The sequence below is a fragment of the Flavobacterium pectinovorum genome (assembly GCF_022802975.1).
GTDB lineage: Bacteria > Bacteroidota > Bacteroidia > Flavobacteriales > Flavobacteriaceae > Flavobacterium > Flavobacterium pectinovorum_B.
Genome location: NZ_JAFEVZ010000005.1, coordinates 246,588 through 268,990 on the forward strand (window position 1 = coordinate 246,588; position 22,403 = coordinate 268,990).

Below are 22,403 nucleotides of genomic sequence, written 5' to 3' on the forward strand. Positions count from 1 at the left end.
TTTAAAAAATTAAGGCGTTACAAATGTAACGCCTTAATTTGAAATATATTACTATTCCCACTCAATTGTTGCAGGTGGTTTTGAACTAATATCATAAACTACACGATTCACACCTTTTACCTTATTAATGATATCATTTGAAACTTTCATCAAGAATTCATAAGGCAAATGAACCCAGTCAGCAGTCATACCATCTGTTGATTCTACCGCTCTAAGCGCCACTACTTTTTCGTAAGTACGCTCATCACCCATAACCCCAACAGAATTTACAGGAAGTAAAATTGCTCCTGCCTGCCAAACTTTATCATATAATCCCCAGGATTTTAATCCGTCAATAAAAACAGCATCTACATCTTGTAAAATCTGAACTTTCTCCGGAGTAATATCTCCTAAAATTCTGATTGACAATCCAGGCCCCGGAAAAGGATGTCTTCCTAATAATTCAGGATCAATTCCTAAAGTAGCACCTACTCTGCGAACTTCGTCTTTAAACAACATTCGAAGTGGTTCTACAATTTTTAATTTCATATAATCCGGTAATCCGCCAACGTTGTGGTGTGATTTAATCGTAGCCGATGGTCCTTTTACAGAAACCGACTCGATTACGTCTGGGTAAATTGTTCCCTGAGCCAGCCATTTTACATCTTCTAATAAGTGTGATTCATCATCAAAAACTTCGATAAATACACGTCCAATTGTTTTACGTTTGGTCTCAGGATCACTGATTCCGGCTAATTCTCCAAGAAAACGGTCTCCGGCATCAACACCTTTTACGTTTAATCCCATACCTTTGTATTGATCTAATACGCTCTGAAATTCGTTTTTACGAAGTAAACCGTTGTTTACAAAAATACAGTATAAGTTTTTCCCGATTGCTTTGTTTAATAAAACGGCTGCTACCGTAGAATCAACTCCTCCGGAAAGTCCTAAAACAACTTTATCGTTTCCTAATTTTTCTTTTAACTCTGCCACCATTTCTTCTACAAAAGCATTTGGTGTAAAGTTTTGAGGAACTTCGGCAATTTTTACCAAAAAGTTTTCCAGCATTTTTGATCCGTCTGTAGAATGAAAAACTTCAGGGTGATACTGAATAGCATAAGTAGTTTCGCCTTCAATTTTATAAGCTGCAAATTCTACATCGTGTGTACTTGCTAATTTTAAAGCATTTGTTGGAAGCGCTTTGATACTATCGCTATGACTCATCCAAACCTGGCTGTTTTCTGAAACTCCATCAAAGAAAACTTCGTTCTCCTTAATATAGGATAAATTTGCTCTACCGTATTCTCTGGTGTTTGAAGCTGCTACTTCGCCACCGCTAAAGTGAGCTAAGTATTGTGCTCCGTAACAAACTGCCAGCATGGGAAGTTTGCCTCTAATTTGAGATAAATCAGGATGTGGAGCATCTTCTGCACGAACAGAAAAAGGGCTTCCTCCTAAAATTACGGCTTTATACGATGATAAATCACTAGGAAAGTGATTGTAAGGAAAAATTTCGCAGAATATATTTAATTCGCGAACTCTACGCGCAATAAGCTGAGTATATTGCGATCCGAAATCTAAAATAAGTACGTTGTGTTGCATGCGCAAAAATACTTTTTATATTCGAAAATGAAAAATGGAATTTTGATTTTTTTTGCAATGTATATTTCTTAACTTTTAAGACACTACTATTTAAACATAAGCATAACTGAATAGCTTAATTTTGTATTTATTTAAACTTGTTTATATACTAAAATTATAAAAAAGCAAAAACAAGCTTATTTGGAAGCTTTTTTAGGAGCTTTTTTAAGAAGTTTACTATCTTTTACAATGATAAATTTTGCTTTAAACCCTGTATCTAAATTATCCCAAGTATCAGATAAAATATGATTACCCTCAGCATCAAAAATTTCAAACCCTCCTGTATTCCCTCCTAAGGAACCAATATTAAGTGCTTCAATTGCTAAAGTATTAAATCCTTCATTAAATATTATTTTAAATTTTTGATATCCGGAATCCAATAACATCCTTTCTACAAGAACATCATCATTAAAAATTGCTTTTATTAAATCACCATCAATTGCTCCAGCATCTCGACATTTTATAATAAAATAAGCTGAACTTGTATAAATATTACCAAATTCAAGGTTTTTTCTAACTAACTGTCCTCTACCCTCTTTTAACCCTGCATCTTTTACAGCTTTATCCAAATCTTTCTCCATTTTACCAACGTAGCGATCCCCCGGATTAGCAAAATCGTTCTCAGTAGACATCGAAAACTTACTTTTTTCCTCGCCAATCTGAAACTTAGATTTTGGAGCTATCATAGGATTATCGAAAACGTTAGGTGTTTTAATACTGGGAATATCTGTATTTTCTGTCTGCGGATTTTTAATTTCAGGAGCCGGTATTTTTTTAGTTTTAGCATCGAGCTTTGGAGCTGGGATAGGTTTAAAACCCGAGTTGAATTCTACCTGCGCAGATGCAGTCAGAACAATAAAAAACAATATGAAAAATAAAATATGCTTCATTGAAAAAGTATTATCGAATCGGCTTTTAAAATTTTATAAAATCAAACAATATAGCTTCGCAAAAATAGCATAATTTAATTAGTAGCTGCGACTTTATGAGTTTTATAACAATATATTAGGCTAATTTTTAGAATCAAAAAACCTGCCAAAAAAGTTTTTCATCACACACAACTGCTTATTATGAAGCGCATGAGGGATTGAAGCGGTATCCTTTTATGAAGTGAAACGGAATAAAAGATTTAGCGAAAAGCCCGACCCGCTTTTTCTGCGGGACATGCCCAAATCATTCAAAATTATAACAAAAAGAAGTTATTTCTTGATAAAGGATTGGTGTTGAATTAATGCTATTGTAATTCTATTTTTTTAAATTGCAAGCCATTAATCTAACTGCAAAATGCTTTTGAATTAATTTAAAGTATTTTGAAAAATTATAAAAAAATGAAAAGAGAAAACATCTTAACAGGATCACCGTGGGAAGACAAAATGGGATATTGTCGTGCCGTAAGAATTGGCAATATTATTGAAGTTTCGGGCACTGTAGCTATTGTTGACGGCGAAAAAGTGAAAGCTGACGATGCTTACGCACAAACTTATAATATTCTGGAACGCATTGAAAAAGTATTAGAAGATTTGAATGTTGGAATGAAAGATGTGATCAGAACCCGAATTTTTACTACCAATATTGCTACGTTTGAAGAAGTTGCAAGAGCACACGCCGCTTTTTTTAAAGATGTAAAGCCTACAACCGGTTTTTATGAAATCAGCAAACTGGTTGCACCTGAGTATCTGGTTGAAATTGAATTTACAGCTGTGGTACAGGAATAATTTTTTTGCCACGAATTTTACTGAAATTATCCGAATCGAAAATTTCACAATCAGGAATTTTTAAAATTGGTTTTAATTCGTGAAATTCGTGGCAAACTTCTTTAAATGAACTTTCAAAAACTAAAAGAACTATTTCTGACATCTTTCAAATGGATTTTCATTTGTACTTTAATTGGTGTTTTTTCAGGATCTGCATCTGCTTTCTTTTTAGTTTCACTTGAGTTTGTAACACAAATTAGAATTCAACACGACTGGATTATCTGGTTTTTGCCTGTTGGCGGACTCTTGGTTGGATTGAGTTATTATTATTGGGGTGAATCTGTTGTAAAAGGCAACAACTTATTATTGGAGGAGTATGAAAATCCTCAAAAAGTAATCCCGCTTAAAATGGCTCCTTTAGTTCTTTTAGGAACCTTACTTACACATTTATTTGGAGGATCTGCCGGACGAGAAGGAACTGCTGTACAAATGGGCGGCGCGATCGCAGATCAGTTTACAAAAATTTTCAAATTAGATAATTCCGAAAGAAGAATCCTGATTATTCTGGGTATCAGTGCAGGATTTGCTTCTGTTTTTGGAACACCTTTGGCAGGCGCTGTTTTTGCTTTGGAAGTTTTATATTTCAGTAAAATCAATTTTAAAAGCGGTCTTTTATCTTTTCTGGTAGCGTTTGCTGCTTATTTTACCGTTGAACTTTGGCAGGTAAAACATACTCCTTATAACATTCCGCTTGTTCCTGAATTTAATTTTACCTCTTTATTTTATACCATTATTATTGGAGTTTTATCAGGTTTTGCCGCTTTGCTTTTTTCCAGAAGCACTCATTTTTGGGGTTCTTTTTTCTCAAAAAACATTAAATATCCACCATTAAGGCCTTTTATTGGCGGAATTATTTTAGCCATTGCTATTGCGGGTTTTGGTTTTACAAAATTCTCCGGATTAGGCGTTCCTGTAATTGTAGATTCATTTTCTACTCCAAATGAATGGTATGATTTTTTACTTAAAATATTGTTTACCGGATTTACTTTAGGAGCTGGCTTTAAAGGCGGAGAAGTAACTCCCTTATTTTTTGTTGGAGCAACATTAGGAAGCGCATTGTCTCTTATTATTCCAATGCCGATTGCACTTTTAGCCGGCCTTGGATTTGTAGCTGTATTTTCGGGAGCGACCCACACTCCTATCACCTGTACCATTATGGGAATGGAACTATTTGGAATCCAGCCAGGGATTTTTATTGCTATTGCCTCTACAATTGCTTATTTTTCTTCGGGTTCTGTTGGTATTTATAAATCTCAAATTGTGAAAGGAGCCAAATATAAGTTGTATCAAAAATTACAAAGAAAAGAGTTAGAGAATTTGTAATAAAAATTATTCTTTTCTAAATAATTAAGATGTTTTTTTTGTAGTATTGTTTTTCCTAAATCAAATCTTACTTTACAATGTCATTTGGATTTCCTGCAAGTTTTTCAGAATTAATTCCTTTAAACAATTTGTCCCAATCAGCTTTTATTCTGAGCACGATTACTGTCTGCAAAAAATTAAACTGGATTTTAATTACAGTTGATGAAGATAAAATAATTGCTGTTTCAAAAAACAAAAAGAATACCTGGAACGAAACAATTTCAATTGCATTTGAAGAAGAAGGTACTGCAATTATAACAAGTTCGTCAAACGGCAACCAATTTTATGATCACGGTAGAAATAAAAAAAACACGGATGCTTTTTTAGAACATTATTTTGAAAACTTAGAAAGCATTACATCTCTAAATTCACATCAAAATACTTTTCATGAACAACTAAAAATAGAACAGAATAACACTTCAGAAGATAAAGAACTGCTTATTAATTCTTTCTATTCTTTTTTTTCAATATTTATTCCGACTAAAGGTTATTTTATCACTCCAATTTTAATCTATTTAAATATTTTTTATTTTTTCATTATGGCGTTTTCCAGAGTTCGCTTTTTTTCTCCGGAAATTCAGGAAATAATTGACTGGGGAGGAAATTATGGCCCAATAACCTCTGAAGATGAATGGTGGAGATTAATTTCAAGCTGCTTTGTTCATATTGGATTACTCCATTTAATAACTAATTGTGTTGCTTTAGCTTATGTAGGATTACTTTTAGAAAGATATTTAAAAAAATGGGGCTTTTTAATTACATATGTTCTTTGTGGCATAGCTGCAAGTTTGTTTAGTTTATATTGGGACAAAGATAACATAAGCTTAGGGGCATCAGGGGCTGTTTTTGGTATGTATGGAATCTTGTTAACAGCTATTATCTTTAATCTTTTAGAGAAGAAAATAAATCCCAAATTAATAATCATTTTAATTTTTTTAACTGCTCTGAATCTTTATTATAGTTTTACAGATAATATTAATCTATTTACACATATTTGCGGATTTGTTACAGGTTTAATATTTGGCTTAATACTTTATATTTTTAATAAGAAAAAGAAAATGGGGCTTCTTTTTGTGTCTTCTTCTGCAACAATCTTCATTATCTTTTTTTATATCCAATTTAAAGCTTCTCAAGTTTACATATACCAAATAATCGAATATGAAACTAGAATGCAAGAATTTGCGGATATGGAAAAATTAGCTTTAGAAGCGTATAATTTTGAATATGGACATAGTATTTGGGCAACTAAAGAAGATGCACTCTATATGATAAAAGACCGGGGTATATATTATTGGAATGAAAACATTTCATTACTTACCGAACTTGACAAATTATATCTGCCAAAAAAAATACATAACAGAAATGAAGATTTAATTAAATATTGCAATTTGAATATCAACTTATATGAACTTTTTTACAAAAGAGTTGATGAAAACAGTAATGATTACGACGAGAAAATCAAACAAATTAACGCTGAAATTCTTGATATTATTAAAAAAATTGAAAATGAAAACAAGAAGAGCTAAAATCAAATTTCAATGAATACACCAGTTTCATCAACGTTTTTTTTATGATTAATTGAACTTGATATCTCACAACCCCTAAAAGTGTGTTAATCTCTAAAATGATTTCAGCATTACACTAAAAAAATGTAAATTCGCACACTATGAAAATACAAGATATTCAGGCAATACAGTTGTTGCTTGCTGCCCCAAAGAAAATTGCAATAATTCCGCACAGAGGCCCAGATGGTGATGCTATGGGGTCTACATTGGCTCTATACCATTTTTTATTAAAAAACAATCATCAGCCAACCGTGGTTGCTCCAAATGATTTCCCCGACTTTTTAGCCTGGCTTCCTGGTTCTGAAACCGTAAAAATATTTGAAAAAGATACTGAAAACTGCACCAAAATATTAGAAGAGGCAGAACTGATTTTTACACTTGACTTTAATGCTTTGCATCGCACCGGTGAAATGGAACATACTTTAGCCAGGATGAAAGCTCCGTTTATCATGATCGATCATCATGAAAAACCGCATGATTATGCAGCTTATACTTATTCTGACACTTCTTTTGGTTCTACTTGTGAAATGATTTATAATTTCATTCTTTTTTTAGATAAAAAAGAAGATCTGGACAAAACCATTGCCACTTGTATTTACACCGGAATATTAACCGATTCAGGTTCTTTTCGTTTTCCTAAAACTACAGGAAACACCCATCGTATAGTGGCTGAATTAATTGATTTAGGTGTAGAAAATACTGAAATACCGGTTTTATTGTTTGATAACAGTTCGTACAGCCGTTTACAATTATTAGGATGCGCTTTGCAGAATATGAAAATTTTATCAGCGCATAAAACATCTTACACATCACTAACACAGGAAGAACTCGATTCATTTAATTATGTAAAAGGCGATACTGAAGGAATCGTTAATTACGGATTGAGCATAAAAGATATTATTTTTACTGCGATTTTTATAGAAAATAAAGAAGAGAATATTATTAAAATATCTTTTCGTTCTCAGGGCGGATTTGATGTAAATCAATTTGCCAGAGATCATTTTAATGGTGGCGGTCATATTAACGCTGCAGGAGGACGATCAGAAGTTTCAATGGAAGAGACTTTGAAAAAATTTGAAGATTTAGTAACCAAACTAAAAATATAACCCAATATGAACTACTTAAAACTAAGCATTTACACGTTGCTTTTTACTGTTTTATTTGTTAGTTGTAAACATCATGAGGAGGCCAGAAGACCTGTTTCACAAGCTTCGGGAACGTTTATGAAAAAATCTGTTGACAGAAACAAAAAACTGGTTGCCAACGAAGAAGATGTTATAAAAAGAATCATCAAAAACAATCCGAAAGTAAAATATTATGCCACCAGAAAAGGATATTGGCTTTCTTATGATGAACGTAATCTAACGGATACCAAAACTCCCCGAAAAGGAGATATTGCGTATTTTAATTTAGAGATAAAAGACATAGAAGGCAAAATCATCTATTCTGAAGCTGAACTTGGACCACAAACGTATTATGTTGACAAACAAGACATCATGATGGGATTAAGAGACGGAATCAAATTAATGCATAAAAATGAAACCGTAACTTTCCTGTTCCCATCTCATATTGCTTATGGATATCATGGAGACAACAAAAAAATCGGTACCAATCAATCGCTGATGTGCACCGTTACCCTACGTAATTTTGTTCCTGATCCGAATGCTGCAGAAACTGCAGCTTCAACAACACAAGCTGCAGCCGGTCAAACTCCAAAAACTGCTGCGGCAAAAACAACAGCTGAAACGAAAAAAGATACAATAAACCCATAAAAACAACATTAATGAAAAAGAGTATTTTACTATTACTATTAGCCGTTTCCTCATTTTATTCCTGTAAAAACGAGCATAGCAATTTACCGGATGGTTTGTATGCCGATATTGAAACTAACAAAGGACATATTGTAGTTGCGCTAGACTACAAAAAAGCACCTGTAACCGTTGCTAATTTTGTAACCTTAGCCGAAGGTAAAAATGAATTTGTAACCAAAGATTATTTAAAAAAGAAACCTTTTTTTGACGGATTAAAATTTCACAGGGTTATTGAAAATTTCATGATTCAGACCGGAGATCCTGAAGGAACAGGTTCCGGAGATACCGGATATAAATTTAAAGATGAATTTTCAGATTTAAAATTTGACAAACCAGGTGTTTTGGCAATGGCCAATAATGGCCCTGGAACAAACAGCAGCCAATTCTTTATTACCCATGTAGAAACTCCATGGTTAGATAACAAACATACTGTTTTTGGGCATGTTGTAGAGGCAAAAGATCAGGAAGTAGTCAATAAGGTAGTTCAGGGTGATACAATTGTTTCTGTAACTATTATCAGAAATGGTGAAGAGGCTAAAAAGTTCGATGCTGTAAAAATTTTTACGGATCATTTTGCCGGAATAGCTAAAGAGAAAAGCAAATATGCAGGAGTACAAAAAGAAAAAGCAGCTTCCTTAACCGCATTAAAAGCAAAAGCAACAAAAACTGCAAGCGGTTTAGAATATGTAATCACTGAGAAAGGAACAGGTAAAAAGCCCGCAACAGGCAAACAAGTATACATTAGCTACTCAGGCTTCTTAGAAGACGGAACTTTATTCGACTCAAGCTCAGCAGAAATCTCAAAAACATTTGGAAATTTTATTCAGGAAAAAGCTGATGCAAATCAATATCAGGCAATCCCTTTTACAGCCGGAAGTAAACAAGGTTTGATTCCCGGATTTATTGAAGGTATTGAGCAGCTTTCATTTGGAGATAAGGCTACTCTTTTTATTCCGTCTCATTTAGCATATGGAGCTACAGGAGCTGGAGGAGTAATTCCGCCAAATGCTGACATTATTTTCGAAATTCAATTATTAGAAAAGCCATAAAAATACCTTTTAAAAGTACATATAGACTAAAATTAAAATACAATGAAATTTAAATTTCTATTTTTATTTTGCCTGGCAATACTTAATCTGCAAGCGCAAACTACCAAAAAACCAGTTGCAAAACCAAAATCGAAAACTGCAACAACAAAACCAGCATCAAAAACAACTCCAAAGGCAAATCCTGCTGAAGGTATTTTTGCGACAATTTCAACAACAAAAGGTAACATTGTTTTGACTTTAGAATATGTAAAAGCCCCGGTAACGGTTGCAAATTTTATTTCTTTGGCAGAAGGTAAAAACCCGAATGTTAAAGTGGAAAAACTTAAAGGAAAACCATTTTATGACGGATTAAAATTTCACAGAGTCATCAATGACTTTATGATTCAGGGGGGTGATCCTGACGGAAACGGATCAGGAGGTCCGGGATATTCTTTTAAAGATGAATTCGTAAAAGAATTAATATTTGATAAAGGCGGTATTTTGGCAATGGCCAATTCAGGTCCTGCTACTAACGGAAGTCAATTTTTTATCACACATAAAGAAACTTCGTGGTTAAACGGAAAACATACTATTTTTGGTCATGTGGTTTCAGGAATGGACAATGTAAATAAAATTGTTCAGGATGATATCATGACAAAAATTACCATTACCCGTAAAGGTGCTGCTGCCAAAAAATTTGATGCCCTAAAAGTTATAGCTGATGATGCTAAAAAAGAGGAAGCCAAAAAAGAAGAAGCTAAAAAAGTAGTAAAAGACAAAACGGCTTATTTTACAGCTACCAAAGCAAAAGCTACAACAACAGCCTCTGGTTTAAAATATGTGATCACACAAAAAGGAACTGGTGTAAAAGGTGCCGAAGGATCTACAATTTATTTTCACTATGCAGGATATTTTGAAGATGGGAATCTTTTTGACAGCAGCATGCCAAATGTAGAAAAAGCATACGGAAAATATAATGCCAACAGAGATGCTCAGGGAGGTTATAAAGCTTTTCCTTTTACTGTAGGAAAAAAAGACGGCATGATCCCCGGATTTATTGAAGCGCTGGATATAATGACAGCCGGAGATAAAGCAATCTTTTTTCTTCCTTCCAATTTAGCTTATGGTGAAGCAGGTGCCGGAGGAGTGATTCCGCCAAATGCAACCTTGATTTTTGAAATTGAAACATACAGCAAACAGCCTTAGTTTTTCAGAAAACATTATACACAAAACTCCATTAGAAATAATGGAGTTTTGCTTTATATTATGATAAGATCTTAAAAATCTAAGGTTTATTTTTTGACCTTATCCCCTTTTATAAATTTACCTTCCTTGGTAAATTCAAGATCAATTTTGTTTGTTAAATCTACATCAAGATCTTTATGACCATAATCGATGTGGGTAATCTTCTCATTCGGATAATGTTTTGCCACATACTCTTTTATGTTTTTAGGGATAAATTCGGTCGGAATTGGTTTTTCGTCACCATCCACCTCACGATAGGAACCGTCTTTCCAAAATTCTACTTCGGTACCATCTTTCAATTTTACTTCGAATCCTTTTTCACCATGTTCAGCATCTTTTTTAGCTTTTTCTACTGATGTATGACTGAAATGTTTTTTTAGAAATTCCTGTGCCGGTTTTGGCAGTTCAGTAACTTCAATTTTCTTTTGCGCATTCGTCGATATTACAAAACCAAGTAATAATGCTACTGTAAATATTTTCGTTTTCATAATCAACACATTAAAATATTTATATTCAACAATTTACAACAATAAAAAACACATTCAAACTAATTTAAGAATCCTTTAGTTTTTATAACCTGATTTATTCAAAAACAGATCCTTAATCCTTTGAATATTATATAGTTTAATTAATTTCTTAAAATAAAACAGGAATATTATATTTACATACTAAATCTATAGGATAAATAAACATGATACAAAAAAGAGCCATTAAAATATTCTTTGTATTATTCATTTTTGGATTATTTAGTGGTCAGGCACAAGAAAGAGACAGTTTATCCCAACAGTTTTTAATGAATGCCGAAATAAGACCAAGAGCTGAATATACTTCAAACTACACCCTTCCTCCCAATACCTCAGCCGATCCTTATTTTTACATTACACAGCGAAACAGAATTTCGATGCAGTATGAAAGGGCGAAATGGCTCATTAAATCAGATGTTCAGGAAATTCATCTTTGGGATAAAGAAAACAGCAGATCCAAAATTGGAAGTCTCAATTTTTACCAATTATTTTTAGAAACAAAATTTAAATCTGTAAATATCCGTTTAGGAAGACAAAGTATTTTATTAGACAATGGACGATTGTTCTCTGATGCGCCCTGGGCACAGCAAGGAAGAGCGCATGAAGGCATTAGACTAATGAAACAATCAGAGCGATTCTCTAATGATTTTTTCTTTTTATTTACCCGAAACTACAACACTGAGTTTGAACCGGCTTATTCTCCGGTTGCTGCAAACCGATACAAATACATGCTGGTAAATAGTTTTAGTTATAATTCTAAAAAAGCATTTTCTTTTAATTCCATAAGTGCTGTGGATTTTTTAGAAAGTACAGACTCAGAACAGCTGTACACCCGTGCTACGACAGGCGGAAGAGTTGATTTTAAAACCAAAAACTGGAATTATACACTGAATAGTTATCTGCAATTCGGACACAATCAGAAAGGACAGAAATTATTTGCTTATTATTTTCAGCCGGAAATTAAATTGTCCCTGGAAAAATCAAACTGGCGTCTGGGTGCCGAAATCATTAGCGGTAGCAGTGCTCAATTATCGGCTGACCATTCCGGAGATTTTGATGTTCTATACGGCGTAACCTGGAAATTTAATGGAAATATGAATGTTTTTACCCGTTTTCCAACAGATGTTGGCAGTAAAGGTCTGATAAATCCTTATCTGTTTACCACTATTCCTTTACATCCAAAATTATCCATCCGTACAGATTTTCATCTTTTTTATACGCAATACCATCTAAAAAATGAGCTGAATCAGAATGTGAAAAAATTCCTTGGATTCGAGAACGACATTTCATTAAAATATAATCCTATTAAAGCGCTGGAAGTCAATTGTGCGTTTTCTTTTTATCAGTCAGTAGATTCCATGAAATACCTTCCAAAAATACAAGATGAAAATAAGACGGCTTTTTGGAGCTATTTAATGGTTTCTTATTCCTTTAATGCTTTGAATATAAAGCGTTACAAAAACCAGTCTAATTAAATTAAGCTCTTAATTGACGTGAAAATTCTCAAAAAATAAGCTGCCCAAAAGACAGCTTATTTATTTATCGAATTAATTTCACAAATGCACTATAAGCATCGTCTTTAATAGAGGTACGCAAGTACATTTCGTTTTCGTCTTTTGTTTTAAACTCAAATTGAATTAAAGCAGCATCCGAAAAATAAAATAAAGATTCATCATCAGTCGCAAATTCAAGATTTGAAATAGGTCTGGTTGTTAGTTTAACTTCGAATGCTATTTCACCATTCGTTAAGTCTATCTGAAAAAGTTTTCCTTTACGGGTATAGCCCCAAACATTATCACTTTCCTCAATGATGTAAGCGATATTGTCTTCTTTAAAATCCGTTTTCCATAACTGAGTTCCTGCTTTTGAATCTACAGCGTATATAGAAGAAACTTCCGGACCTTGTGCCGCAAAATATACTTTTTTGTCTTTAGCAAATATATGTTCCCTTACATTATTTTGATTTTCATCAAATTTAAATTCCCACAAAACATCTAATTTATCCGGACTTAAGGCATAAACTACATTTTTTTCATTGGCAATAAATATAGTTTCTCCATCGGTTACAGGTTTTCCCGAAATGACTCCTTCAAAGCTTTTTTGATTAAGAAGTTTCCCTGTATTTGCGTCAAAACTATAAACATTAGATGCGCTTTGGGTAAAAACTTTGTTATCAAAAAAGAGAACCGGCATATCGTTATTTGTAGCATCTAATTTGTTGCTCCATGCTAAACTGCCATCTTTTACATTCAGGGCATAAATATTATTATTAGGACTTTGAGTCGTTATAAACAGTTTGCCATTATTTATGACCGGAGTTTGATTTTTTAGTATAATTTGGTCTTTACTATCACCTAATCTTGATTTCCAAAAAATTTCACCGGTTTGATTATCAATCGCAAAAATTTCACCATTGATAAACGGAACATAGAGAACTCCATCAAGAAGTGTTACTCCATTTGCGCACATTTCCGTAAAGGAATCAGTTGCTTTTACAGTCCAGGCGATTGTTTCAGATTCTAAATCGAATGTAAAAAGGGTCCCGTCGTAATCATAAATAAGAATTAAAGCTTCATCTAATGGGACTTTTGTAACTGGCTTACTGACTTTGTTAGTAAAGATATCAGCAGAAGCCGAAACTTTATTATTCGTTTCTTCGGGATTTGATACGGTTGTTATTTGTCCAAACACGTTTACAACAGTAAATACAAATAAAAGAGTTATGAGTTTCTTTTTCATTTTAAATTTGGGTTTTATAATTTGATTTGGGCAATCATTTGAAGCAAAAAAAATTTGATTCCCGAAACAACAATCTTTATGCCAAATATAGTAAAAATTTATTCGGGTGTTTTTAAGCAACAAGTCTTTAGGTTCTAAACTGTTTTTTAAAAGAAAATAAGTTTCCGAAATTGTTTTAATACCATTCAAAAAAATAAATAATTGTAGTAAAAATATTCTTTATATTCGCTCAACGCGCTAGATATAATTGCTCTAATTTGGAACTAAAAATCTAGAATATCATTATAGTAACCAACTATTAATTCAATAAATGAGAAAAAAATATATTGTATTTTTATTACTTGCCCTTTCTAAATTAAACGCACAAGTCAAAATAGTTTGTGATGACGTTAAATTAGCCCGTAAGCCGTTACCCGAAGTCTCTTATGTAAAAGCAATTGAAACCAGAATAGGAGGGAAATTTGAAGCTTGTGAATTTAAACTCAGAAATGATTTATTTGTCGAGACCAAAATACATCCATTTGTTGAGTCTCTATATATTGCTTACGCAGATCACCGACGAATAAGTATAAGCCCGGATATGATTTGGTTACTCATATGTCAGGGGTTTTCTACGCATGTCAACATCAATTCCGAAAAATTAAGGGCAAAATTTGTCGCATTCGACGATAAAAAAAAATTAACAGTTGATACTCAGCCCATCAGTACAGAGTTAAAAAAAGGAAGTATCAATTCGCCGTGGCCATTAGCTTTCCCCGTTATGGCAGATTCAATTTCTAAATATATCAAATCTGATATACATAATCTATATGTACAATCATTTAGCACTACTACAGCTGTGGAGAAAGCTGCTTACGAAGTAGCCTTATTAAATGTAATGAGTGGTTATTTCGAATACGAATACGCTTCAGCATGCGGTATCCCGGAAATAAACATTGAAGGAACAAAAGAAGATTGGTTAAAAATTAAAAAAAACATAAAAAAATTTAAAGGATATGAGATCGATAATTGGATAAACTCAATTGAACCCATTATTCAGCAATTTATCGATGCAAGTGATAACAAAATAGATCACAAATTTTGGTCAAACATATTTAAAAGAAAAGATGAAAGCGGTGGCCCATATATAACAGGCTGGATTATTAAGTTTTTTCCTTATGTCAGTGATGAAAATCAAAAAATAATTAAAAATCCTTTCATAGAAAGAGAGCCGGAAAAATTTATGGAAGGACTGACAACTAATCAATTTAACAACGGGCTTTCTAAAGCTGATTTTATTTGGAATTATTTTGGAAAGAAATACGAGATGGAATTTTTAGCCGGGTTTATCGGAATAAAACAAGATAAAAAATCAGTAACTCTAAGGCCTGAAATTGGCTGGTTAGTTAAAGATAAAAAGCAGCTCATTGAAACAAAGAAACCCGGCGAAATAAAAGAAAAAAGCCGTGAATCAAATAAAAATTATCCAACCAATTGGAAAATATATTTATTAGTCCTAACTGGCATATTATCGTTGGGGCTTATACTATTTTATAAATTCGGAAAAAAATAAACAATCTGTTTTAACACCTATCGCTAAATATCAAAAAGGCTTTAAGTCTAGTGAAACTTAAAGCCTTTTTAAAATCCATATTAGAGAAGATTTAATTTTTTATAAACTTTCCAGACTTATTATCCAGTTTGTAAATGTAGACACCATTTTGAAAGGCACTAACATCTACTTTAATTTCTTCTTCTGTATGATTTTCTTCTAATATTTTTTTACCATTTGCAGAAAATATTTGTAAAACTGAAGCTTTACCAGTACTGTTCGCATTCGAAATATTAATTATATTGTTGCTTGGATTCGGAAATACAAAAGCTTTTTTCGTCAAAATATCCTGTTGTTCAACGGATAATGTTCCTGTTAAACCGTATACATCATAGTCGTATGAATTTGTAACAGGATTTTCAAGCGAACCTGAAACAATCATTTTATAATTGTTCGAATTATCTCTAACTATTCCAGCATAATATTTGTCCGGAAAACTTTGAAGAAGAACTCCGGTATCATTACATAAGTATATTTTCTGAACATTGTTATTGTATGATTTATACAAAAATTCAATTTGACCGTCATTATTGAAAAGTTTGTCTGTTACGAAAATAAATTCAGAAAGGAAATACCCCGAATCTAACGGAATTGTAAAAGAAGTTTCAAGTACATGAGATTGGTTGTAAATTTCGACCGTGTTTGTCTGTCTGTCAAAAGTATAATATTTTAACCCGTTAGACGTATTAAATCCAACAACGTCTTCCATGCTTGATTTTTGTATATCAGTACTGTAAGTATGTTCAAAAGTTGCTTGTGAGTAAGAATAGGAATAAATAAAAAGATTAGTTAATAATAAAAAAGTAATTTTTTTCATGAATTGAAATGATATAATTGCCTACTTTCAGTTTTTTAAAGTCGCTGTTTCAGTTTTCCGACTTAGCATAAACCTTTAACCTATACATTAATAATCAACATCTTGCTGAAATTTTCGCTTTTATTTGACAAAAACCTCCTGCAGGTATCTTTTTTCTAATGGTCAGTCTCAGTTTTACTTTGGCGAATGTAAGAAAAGTATTTTGAATTTTAAATCACAATTTGGTGCTTTTCAATGTCATTAAGTTAAGGGGCATTATCGTCGGTTTGAGTGTTTTGTTAAAAAATGCGATAGCTTTTTTTAAAAACAAAATGTATCGAGAACCTTAGTATTAAAAAGCTTCTCTATACAATTTTTAATCATAAAGCTATTGCATTATTATTAAAAATCATCCGAAGTAACGACTGAAAATTTCTTAACTTAATGGCATTGAATGAGCACCAGAGAGTTGACTTAGTTTGTAGACACCAATTGCAAATCCACTAAATTACACTCTATATCAGAACGGCTGTTAATAGCAGCCTTATTCTATAGTTAATATTCTTTCTGCTTTATTATTCCAAAGTATTATTTTTTGCTCCATACTTGACGTAATAATTCTTTCTCCTCGTTTATCCCAAGAAACACCCCATAAATAGTCTTTAGAGCTACCTCCAGAAATAAGATTACCTTTAATATCCCAAATCCTCAATGAGTCACTTGCTGTTGCTAATCTGTTCCCTTTTGAATTCCAGGTCATATTTCTGTATTCGCCTTTACTTATATCGACAGAATTCAACAAGATGCCATTTTCATCCCAATATTGAAGTAAAGATTTATCTTTTTCATTACCGTAATCCCCAGTGACAAAAAAAGCCCCCGAATTATGCCAGGCGATACTCAATATCATTACTTCTTCTTGTCTGTGTTTTATTGATTTCAACAAATTTCCTTCAATATCATAAAAGCGTATTTTATCTGTAACTGTTGTAAGAATATTTTTCTGAGGATGCCAATCAATAGCTGTTATACTCTTGGTACTTTCATTATTAAATTTTCTAATTAATTCCCCTTTTATATTGTAAATCAATATTTGTCCGTTATTGTCTGCAACAGCTAAATATTGCCCCGTATTGTTCCAATCAATTCCTCTTGCTCCATCTGGTGAAATTCCGTTTAATTCAATTTTTTGATTCGTATCTAAATTAATAATACTCGATTTGTCACTTGACATTTGTGTTGTTACAGCGATTATATTTTTTGAAGGATGCCATTTTATACGCGTAATCGTATTCTTAATATGAAATGATTTATGTGGTTTTAGATTGTTTTCACTATAAATTTTTAAAGTGTTTATATTTCCACCAATCGCAATGAATTTTCCATTAGGGCTCCAATCTGTTGTCCAAAGAATTTCCTTCGTTGTCGCTTTTTGTGCAAAAAGCTGATTGCAGAAAAAAATAATCAGAAAATTCAGAATTGTGAATATTTTATTTCGGTTTATCATGTATGTTTTACTTTAGGGGCGACACATTTATTTTTTTGCTACAATCTTTATATGAAATTCAATGGAATCAGATATAGTCTGATCTGCTAAAAGGTCATAGAATTTTCCTGATTTGTAACGAACATTCCATTTTGTCCGATCAATGACCAGTCTGCCATTTATTTTGACAATTCCGTCCTTAACTTCTATTTTGGCAGGAAAAGTAACTGGTTGAGTAATACCTTTAATAGTCAGGTTGCCAGAAACTTCCTTACTCTCACCATTTATTGATACAGCCTTATTAAGCACGATTGTAGAAAAGGGGATTTTTTTGACATCAAAAAAATCAGGATCTTTTAAGTGTTCAACGAGTCCGTTATCTTTCTCATGTTTCTCATCTTCAATTGTATTCATGTCGACTTGAGCTGTCCCTCCCATAAGCTGATCGTTTTCAATAATCAGTTCCCCTTTTGATACATAAACATACCCCGTGTGACTGTTTGAACCAATTAAATTAGAACCTTTCCATACCACAAAACTTCCCTTGGTATCTATTGTATATTTTTCATTCCCAATAGCCGGAGATAAGGATTTTGCCGATGCATTGCTTTTATTTTCTTCTTTTACAGGACCACGGCAACCGAAGATAAAAGGAGCAATAATTAAAATTAAGTACTTGATTGATTGTTTTTTCATACTGTGAAAATTATAATAGATTAATAAATTAAATGATTTTTAAATCAGTAATACGCCTTATTGCCCACTGGCTGTACTTTTAAAGTCGGTGATGGTTTTTCCGTCATAACGATACACTCCGTTTAAAGCTCCAAACCAAATGTGTCCTATATCATCTTCTAAAATCCCGAAGATTATTGGTTTATTAGCTATTGTGGTTACCGCTGGTTTTTTATCAGACAAGGACTTCCCTTCATATTTAGAAAGTGTCCAGGATTGTCTATTACTTTTTTCTGAACTCGTCCAAATATTTCCTTTTTTATCTTCGTAGATATATCCAACAAAATTTTGGGCAAAACGGGTAAATATACTGCCGTTATAGCACCAAAGACCGTCAGCACCACCCAGCCAGATATTGCCTTTTTTATCTTTGATTATCGAACGAACGTTTGTAAAAGGTTTTCCTTCTTTATTGGTGATAGTGGTAAATGTCTTTCCATCATAAACAAAGGCATGACCTCGAGTGCCAAACCAAAATTTCCCTGTTCTATCTTCCATAATAGCATTAACATCATTATGTATCCAACTAGCTTCCGGAAGCGGATGTTGGTAAGCTGAAATATGGACAGAATCAGTTTCCTTATGTACCGGATTAGTCCCAACATAAACCGAATCAGCAGCAGTAGCAGAAGGGATTTCTTTCATTTTAAAATTTTGAAAGGATTTTCCATTGTAGCGGCTTACTCCTCCTTCGGTGCCAAACCAAATTTTACCGATTTTATCTTCATAAATGTTTCCAACCCGATCATTGGCAAGTCCATCCCTGACTGTAAAATTTTGAAAAGATTTTCCATCGTAATAATAAACGCCAGAGCCAATCGTTGTGAACCAGAAATTTCCTTTTCTATCTTCTAAAACAGAAAAGAAGCGAGCCGAACTCACTTTACTGGTGATATTCGTAAAAGATTTTCCATCATATTTAAAAACCCCCTCCCATGAAGCAATCCAAATATTGCCTTTTCTATCTTTTCTGATTGTACGCACAATGCTGTTGGGCCCATGAGAAGCAGATAACACTTGGGTTTTAACAGAATCCTGAGCGCTTTTTTTCAGTTGTCCCTGTCCCGTAAAATTTATTACTCCTGCCAGCATGATAATCAGACTGTACAAAACATTTCTTTTATTTTTCATAGCATATCAAAGTTTGATAGAGCGAAATTACTTTGATATTTTTCGGCTTGATAGATTTGAATTGTAAATAAAAATGTAAACTTTGTAAATAAAATATTGACACTATGCCTGATAACCAAAAACTTCTGTCCGGAAAAAAAAAGTACCTTGTTGGATTGATGCTGCTTTTGTTTGTATCTGCAATCTGCGCTGCTTTCACTATAACTGATAGTGACGACTTTGCAATTGCAAGAAGGGAAATTTTGCTCCGCAGAATCGGACATGAACTGCTTTTACAATCGGGAGACAGTACATCAAGGGTACTTCCCGTAAAAAAGATCGCTGAAAATGAGTATCAGATCTGGTTTGAGAATGAGCTTACTTTTCAAACCGACTCTTTGGTGAATACTACTCAGCGTTTATTAGCCCAGGATCCGCTCACAACTGATTATGTTGTGAATGTCCTAAACTGTGGCAATACCAGTGTAGCTTATGGATATGCTATGTCAAAGAATACAAAAGATGATATTGTATCATGCATAGGAAGAAAACAGCCCAAAGCATGTTACATAATCAACATTAAATTTAATCCAAAGGGTATAACTACAGCAAAAAACGGATATCTTCTGGGAAGTTTGTCTTTTTTAGCATTTGTTGGATTTATTTTTTTGAGAACAGCTAAGCCCAAAGCAACTTTACCGGATAATAATAATAATAATAATAATAATTTGTTCAATTTAGGTTCGGTGTTGTTCGATGCAAAGAATCGGAAGTTGATTATGAATGAAAAGACAATAGACCTTACCGGAACAGAAACCCGTGTATTACTCATTTTTGCATTGTCTCCCAACGAAACCATAGAGAGAAGCCGACTGCAAAAAGAGATATGGGAAGATGAAGGTGTTATTGTAGGCCGTAGTCTGGATATGTTCATATCAAAACTTAGAAAAAAACTGGAACATGATCCAAATATTCAAATTGTCGTTATACGCGGCAAAGGATACAAGCTTAATATTACTTTTTAAACTAAAACTTTTATAATAACTAATGCGAGACATATCATTAAGTTAGTAGATATCACCGTCAGCTCAAGTGAATTTCCTCAAAATGCAATAGCTTTTTCAAAAAATTTGTATCGGGAACTATTTTTTAATAAAAACGTCATAGGTAGTATAATATGGAAATACGTTTATTGGTTTTAAGAACAGGCGACACAAAAAAACTATCCGATTTTTACACCCTGTTCGGATTGACTTTTGAGTACCACCAACACGGCAATTCGCCATTTCATTATAGTGCAACTATCGGAAAAACAGTTTTAGAAATTTATCCTTTAACAAAAAGCCAGACCGAAGCAGACAAAAACCTAAGAGTAGGATTCGGAATTGACAACTTCCAGGCTACAATTCAAAAATTAATAACTTTAAAAGTCGTGTTTGCATTACCTCCAACACAAACGGAGTTTGGGTTTAGGACTGTAGTTGAAGATTTTGATGGAAGAAAAATTGAGTTGTATAAAAATAGCTAGTTGACATGTGTAATTTAAAAGATCAACAACTGAATTATCTGTTTTTGACAATCTCGAAATATGCGTTTGATTATTACAAAAAACATCCTTTCTTTATTATCATGAAACTTTAATTCTTAACAATTAATTTTGTTATTAAATCCAAGGTAACTTTACTCCTAATTTATACACTTTGTAATAGGCTTCTATTTTTTTTCTGTTGTCTTTAATAGTTTGCAATGACAAATCTTCTATACCATTTTCCATATCGGGATAAATAATCAAGCAATCAATGTTTACGTTATCTTCCTCTTCTAAGTTCAATTTTTCTCGAACTTTATTTAAACGTGCATATCCAGCAACCTGCCGGATATCTTCATGTAAATGTCCGCTTTGATACTGCAGTTTGTATTTGGCATCAATTACCATTTGAAAGCCTGGTTTTGAAACTAAGATATCTAATGCGTTACCGTAGGTAGAAAACTGAAAGTGAATATCTTTTTTGTTAACAGGATTAGCTTCAATCATTTTGCTGTAGACATAGAGTTCAAATAAACGCGGCATATCTATCCAAAATGGTGGTACAGCCAATTTCTGTGTAGCCGTCTGGGTGATATTATAACCAAATCGTTTTAAAATATAACTTCCTGCCTGCAAGACTTCTTTATAGTCTTTATAAAACGGATTGTATTTACTGTGTTTTAATTCATAATCATTTACCTGATTAGTAATATGTGTAAAGGCCGGTAAACAAAAATTAATGGTATGCTGAATATCCTGATGATTACTTCCAAAAAGGTTTTTATTATTTTCAACATAGCTGTTGGAGAATTGTAAAACCTTTTTAAGAAAACGATTTTCGGCATGATCTTCACCAAATACCTGATATTCACAATATGTATTAGTAAAACGATTTTTGAAGACGTTTTGTTTGAAATGCTGGCTGACAAGAATTTTACCTTTAACTCGATTGGAAAGGTTTTCCTGAACTTTATAATAGTCTTTCTTTAAACCTTTGCGAACAATGGCCTTTAGGGTTTGTAAAAAACGTACCACCAAAAAAGGAGTTAACCTATCATCTTTTTGTTCAATTTTTATTGGTTGAGCATTCCAATCGATTTTTATTAAATCATTTATTTCTGAATTGCTTTCGGCTATGGCTGTTACATGCAACAGCATTTTTAGATAATCCAATTCGAATATATATGGATTGGTTTTATCTGTAGTACGTTCTTCTTGTTTTTCGTGTGGTTCACTTTCTGTTTTAATATTAAAAAGCCTGGCTGAATAGCTGTTAATTTTAGGTTCAACATACAAAAACCTACCGGTTTTACCTAACCAATCGAGACCAATACAATAATCAGCTTTGAGTTCAAAACCTTTTTCGTTTTTTGAATAAACATAACAATGACTACTTTGATTGAACCTTTTGGATTGAATACTGTCAAATAAGGCATAGGTACATTGATTCAAAACGTCGTTATCAATCACATCGAATCCTAATATAACACTTGTATGTTCAGACAAACG

The 22,403-nt window shown here is 32.9% G+C and carries 20 protein-coding genes; 11 read left to right on the plus strand and 9 right to left on the minus strand.

Annotated features, from left to right (window positions below):
* Positions 1–51 precede the first annotated feature (51 nt).
* Together guaA and FLV_RS09600 are read right to left on the minus strand one after the other, a co-directional pair.
* On the minus strand, positions 52–1,581 hold the full coding sequence (guaA, locus tag FLV_RS09595; protein WP_243233269.1) for a glutamine-hydrolyzing GMP synthase: 1,530 nt from the start codon (positions 1,579–1,581) through the stop codon (positions 52–54).
* Positions 1,582–1,757: 176 nt separating this feature from the next.
* A complete protein-coding gene (locus tag FLV_RS09600; RefSeq protein ID WP_243233271.1) occupies positions 1,758–2,510 on the minus strand; it encodes a hypothetical protein in 753 nt (250 codons plus the stop codon).
* Between the two features lie 438 nt (positions 2,511–2,948).
* Between FLV_RS09600 and FLV_RS09605 the strand changes: the two genes are divergently transcribed.
* The 7 genes from FLV_RS09605 (at position 2,949) to FLV_RS09635 (ending at position 10,346) form a co-directional block, all read left to right on the plus strand.
* Positions 2,949–3,335: a RidA family protein gene (locus tag FLV_RS09605; protein WP_243233273.1), complete on the plus strand. Its 387-nt coding sequence runs from the start codon at positions 2,949–2,951 to the stop codon at positions 3,333–3,335.
* 105 nt (positions 3,336–3,440) lie between these two features.
* The gene (locus FLV_RS09610; RefSeq protein ID WP_243233274.1) at positions 3,441–4,697 is read left to right on the plus strand and encodes a chloride channel protein; all 1,257 of its coding nucleotides are present in this window, start codon (positions 3,441–3,443) and stop codon (positions 4,695–4,697) included.
* Between the two features lie 77 nt (positions 4,698–4,774).
* Entirely contained in the window at positions 4,775–6,262 is a 1,488-nt protein-coding gene (locus FLV_RS09615; protein WP_243233275.1) for a rhomboid family intramembrane serine protease, read from the plus strand.
* Between the two features lie 140 nt (positions 6,263–6,402).
* Positions 6,403–7,407, plus strand: coding sequence for a DHH family phosphoesterase (locus FLV_RS09620; RefSeq protein WP_243233276.1), 1,005 nt, complete (start codon positions 6,403–6,405; stop codon positions 7,405–7,407).
* 6 nt (positions 7,408–7,413) lie between these two features.
* Positions 7,414–8,073 (plus strand): gliding motility-associated peptidyl-prolyl isomerase GldI, encoded by a 660-nt coding sequence (gene gldI, locus FLV_RS09625; RefSeq protein WP_243233277.1) that lies wholly within the window; start codon positions 7,414–7,416, stop codon positions 8,071–8,073.
* Between the two features lie 11 nt (positions 8,074–8,084).
* Positions 8,085–9,161 carry a peptidylprolyl isomerase gene (locus FLV_RS09630; protein ID WP_243233278.1) on the plus strand — a complete coding sequence of 359 codons (1,077 nt, stop codon included), beginning with the start codon at positions 8,085–8,087 and terminating at the stop codon, positions 9,159–9,161.
* 42 nt (positions 9,162–9,203) lie between these two features.
* A complete protein-coding gene (locus FLV_RS09635; protein ID WP_243233279.1) occupies positions 9,204–10,346 on the plus strand; it encodes a peptidylprolyl isomerase in 1,143 nt (380 codons plus the stop codon).
* Between the two features lie 86 nt (positions 10,347–10,432).
* Here FLV_RS09635 and FLV_RS09640 read toward each other — a convergent pair whose 3' ends face one another.
* Complete coding sequence (locus tag FLV_RS09640; RefSeq protein WP_243233280.1) at positions 10,433–10,873, minus strand: PepSY-like domain-containing protein; 441 nt, start codon at positions 10,871–10,873, stop codon at positions 10,433–10,435.
* A 203-nt stretch (positions 10,874–11,076) separates the two neighbouring features.
* Here FLV_RS09640 and FLV_RS09645 point away from each other — a divergent pair, with 203 nt between their 5' ends.
* Complete coding sequence (locus tag FLV_RS09645) at positions 11,077–12,384, plus strand: alginate export family protein (RefSeq protein ID WP_243233282.1); 1,308 nt, start codon at positions 11,077–11,079, stop codon at positions 12,382–12,384.
* A 64-nt stretch (positions 12,385–12,448) separates the two neighbouring features.
* Here FLV_RS09645 and FLV_RS09650 read toward each other — a convergent pair whose 3' ends face one another.
* Positions 12,449–13,648, minus strand: a complete 1,200-nt coding sequence (locus FLV_RS09650; protein WP_243233284.1) for a PQQ-binding-like beta-propeller repeat protein — start codon at positions 13,646–13,648, stop codon at positions 12,449–12,451.
* Between the two features lie 310 nt (positions 13,649–13,958).
* On the opposite strand from FLV_RS09650, the gene FLV_RS09655 reads away from it, so the two are divergent.
* Positions 13,959–15,200 carry a DUF4419 domain-containing protein gene (locus tag FLV_RS09655; protein WP_243233286.1) on the plus strand — a complete coding sequence of 414 codons (1,242 nt, stop codon included), beginning with the start codon at positions 13,959–13,961 and terminating at the stop codon, positions 15,198–15,200.
* 91 nt (positions 15,201–15,291) lie between these two features.
* Here the strand turns inward: FLV_RS09655 and FLV_RS09660 are convergent, their stop codons facing one another.
* The 4 genes from FLV_RS09660 to FLV_RS09675 all read right to left on the minus strand — a co-directional run bounded on the left by FLV_RS09660 (position 15,292) and on the right by FLV_RS09675 (position 19,387).
* Positions 15,292–16,056, minus strand: a complete 765-nt coding sequence (locus tag FLV_RS09660; protein ID WP_243233287.1) for a T9SS type A sorting domain-containing protein — start codon at positions 16,054–16,056, stop codon at positions 15,292–15,294.
* Between the two features lie 523 nt (positions 16,057–16,579).
* The gene (locus tag FLV_RS09665) at positions 16,580–17,542 is read right to left on the minus strand and encodes a WD40 repeat domain-containing protein (protein WP_243233289.1); all 963 of its coding nucleotides are present in this window, start codon (positions 17,540–17,542) and stop codon (positions 16,580–16,582) included.
* Positions 17,543–17,569: 27 nt separating this feature from the next.
* Positions 17,570–18,217, minus strand: coding sequence for a YceI family protein (locus FLV_RS09670; protein WP_243233291.1), 648 nt, complete (start codon positions 18,215–18,217; stop codon positions 17,570–17,572).
* 57 nt (positions 18,218–18,274) lie between these two features.
* Positions 18,275–19,387 carry a two-component regulator propeller domain-containing protein gene (locus FLV_RS09675; protein ID WP_243233292.1) on the minus strand — a complete coding sequence of 371 codons (1,113 nt, stop codon included), beginning with the start codon at positions 19,385–19,387 and terminating at the stop codon, positions 18,275–18,277.
* A gap of 104 nt (positions 19,388–19,491) precedes the next feature.
* On the opposite strand from FLV_RS09675, the gene FLV_RS09680 reads away from it, so the two are divergent.
* On the plus strand, positions 19,492–20,391 hold the full coding sequence (locus tag FLV_RS09680) for a winged helix-turn-helix domain-containing protein (RefSeq protein ID WP_243233293.1): 900 nt from the start codon (positions 19,492–19,494) through the stop codon (positions 20,389–20,391).
* Positions 20,392–20,543: 152 nt separating this feature from the next.
* Complete coding sequence (locus tag FLV_RS09685; RefSeq protein WP_243233294.1) at positions 20,544–20,894, plus strand: VOC family protein; 351 nt, start codon at positions 20,544–20,546, stop codon at positions 20,892–20,894.
* Positions 20,895–21,029: 135 nt separating this feature from the next.
* Here the strand turns inward: FLV_RS09685 and FLV_RS09690 are convergent, their stop codons facing one another.
* A complete protein-coding gene (locus FLV_RS09690) occupies positions 21,030–22,400 on the minus strand; it encodes an McrC family protein (RefSeq protein ID WP_243233295.1) in 1,371 nt (456 codons plus the stop codon).
* Positions 22,401–22,403 lie beyond the last annotated feature (3 nt).

What these genes read in the sequence shown, in the direction of transcription:
- guaA (WP_243233269.1), bottom strand. Translation starts at nt 1,581, where the DNA reads ATGCAACACAACGTACTTATTTTAGATTTCGGATCGCAATATACTCAG.
- FLV_RS09600 (WP_243233271.1), bottom strand. Translation starts at nt 2,510, where the DNA reads ATGAAGCATATTTTATTTTTCATATTGTTTTTTATTGTTCTGACTGCA.
- FLV_RS09605 (WP_243233273.1), top strand. Translation starts at nt 2,949, where the DNA reads ATGAAAAGAGAAAACATCTTAACAGGATCACCGTGGGAAGACAAAATG.
- FLV_RS09610 (WP_243233274.1), top strand. Translation starts at nt 3,441, where the DNA reads ATGAACTTTCAAAAACTAAAAGAACTATTTCTGACATCTTTCAAATGG.
- FLV_RS09615 (WP_243233275.1), top strand. Translation starts at nt 4,775, where the DNA reads ATGTCATTTGGATTTCCTGCAAGTTTTTCAGAATTAATTCCTTTAAAC.
- FLV_RS09620 (WP_243233276.1), top strand. Translation starts at nt 6,403, where the DNA reads ATGAAAATACAAGATATTCAGGCAATACAGTTGTTGCTTGCTGCCCCA.
- gldI (WP_243233277.1), top strand. Translation starts at nt 7,414, where the DNA reads ATGAACTACTTAAAACTAAGCATTTACACGTTGCTTTTTACTGTTTTA.
- FLV_RS09630 (WP_243233278.1), top strand. Translation starts at nt 8,085, where the DNA reads ATGAAAAAGAGTATTTTACTATTACTATTAGCCGTTTCCTCATTTTAT.
- FLV_RS09635 (WP_243233279.1), top strand. Translation starts at nt 9,204, where the DNA reads ATGAAATTTAAATTTCTATTTTTATTTTGCCTGGCAATACTTAATCTG.
- FLV_RS09640 (WP_243233280.1), bottom strand. Translation starts at nt 10,873, where the DNA reads ATGAAAACGAAAATATTTACAGTAGCATTATTACTTGGTTTTGTAATA.
- FLV_RS09645 (WP_243233282.1), top strand. Translation starts at nt 11,077, where the DNA reads ATGATACAAAAAAGAGCCATTAAAATATTCTTTGTATTATTCATTTTT.
- FLV_RS09650 (WP_243233284.1), bottom strand. Translation starts at nt 13,648, where the DNA reads ATGAAAAAGAAACTCATAACTCTTTTATTTGTATTTACTGTTGTAAAC.
- FLV_RS09655 (WP_243233286.1), top strand. Translation starts at nt 13,959, where the DNA reads ATGAGAAAAAAATATATTGTATTTTTATTACTTGCCCTTTCTAAATTA.
- FLV_RS09660 (WP_243233287.1), bottom strand. Translation starts at nt 16,056, where the DNA reads ATGAAAAAAATTACTTTTTTATTATTAACTAATCTTTTTATTTATTCC.
- FLV_RS09665 (WP_243233289.1), bottom strand. Translation starts at nt 17,542, where the DNA reads ATGATAAACCGAAATAAAATATTCACAATTCTGAATTTTCTGATTATT.
- FLV_RS09670 (WP_243233291.1), bottom strand. Translation starts at nt 18,217, where the DNA reads ATGAAAAAACAATCAATCAAGTACTTAATTTTAATTATTGCTCCTTTT.
- FLV_RS09675 (WP_243233292.1), bottom strand. Translation starts at nt 19,387, where the DNA reads ATGAAAAATAAAAGAAATGTTTTGTACAGTCTGATTATCATGCTGGCA.
- FLV_RS09680 (WP_243233293.1), top strand. Translation starts at nt 19,492, where the DNA reads ATGCCTGATAACCAAAAACTTCTGTCCGGAAAAAAAAAGTACCTTGTT.
- FLV_RS09685 (WP_243233294.1), top strand. Translation starts at nt 20,544, where the DNA reads ATGGAAATACGTTTATTGGTTTTAAGAACAGGCGACACAAAAAAACTA.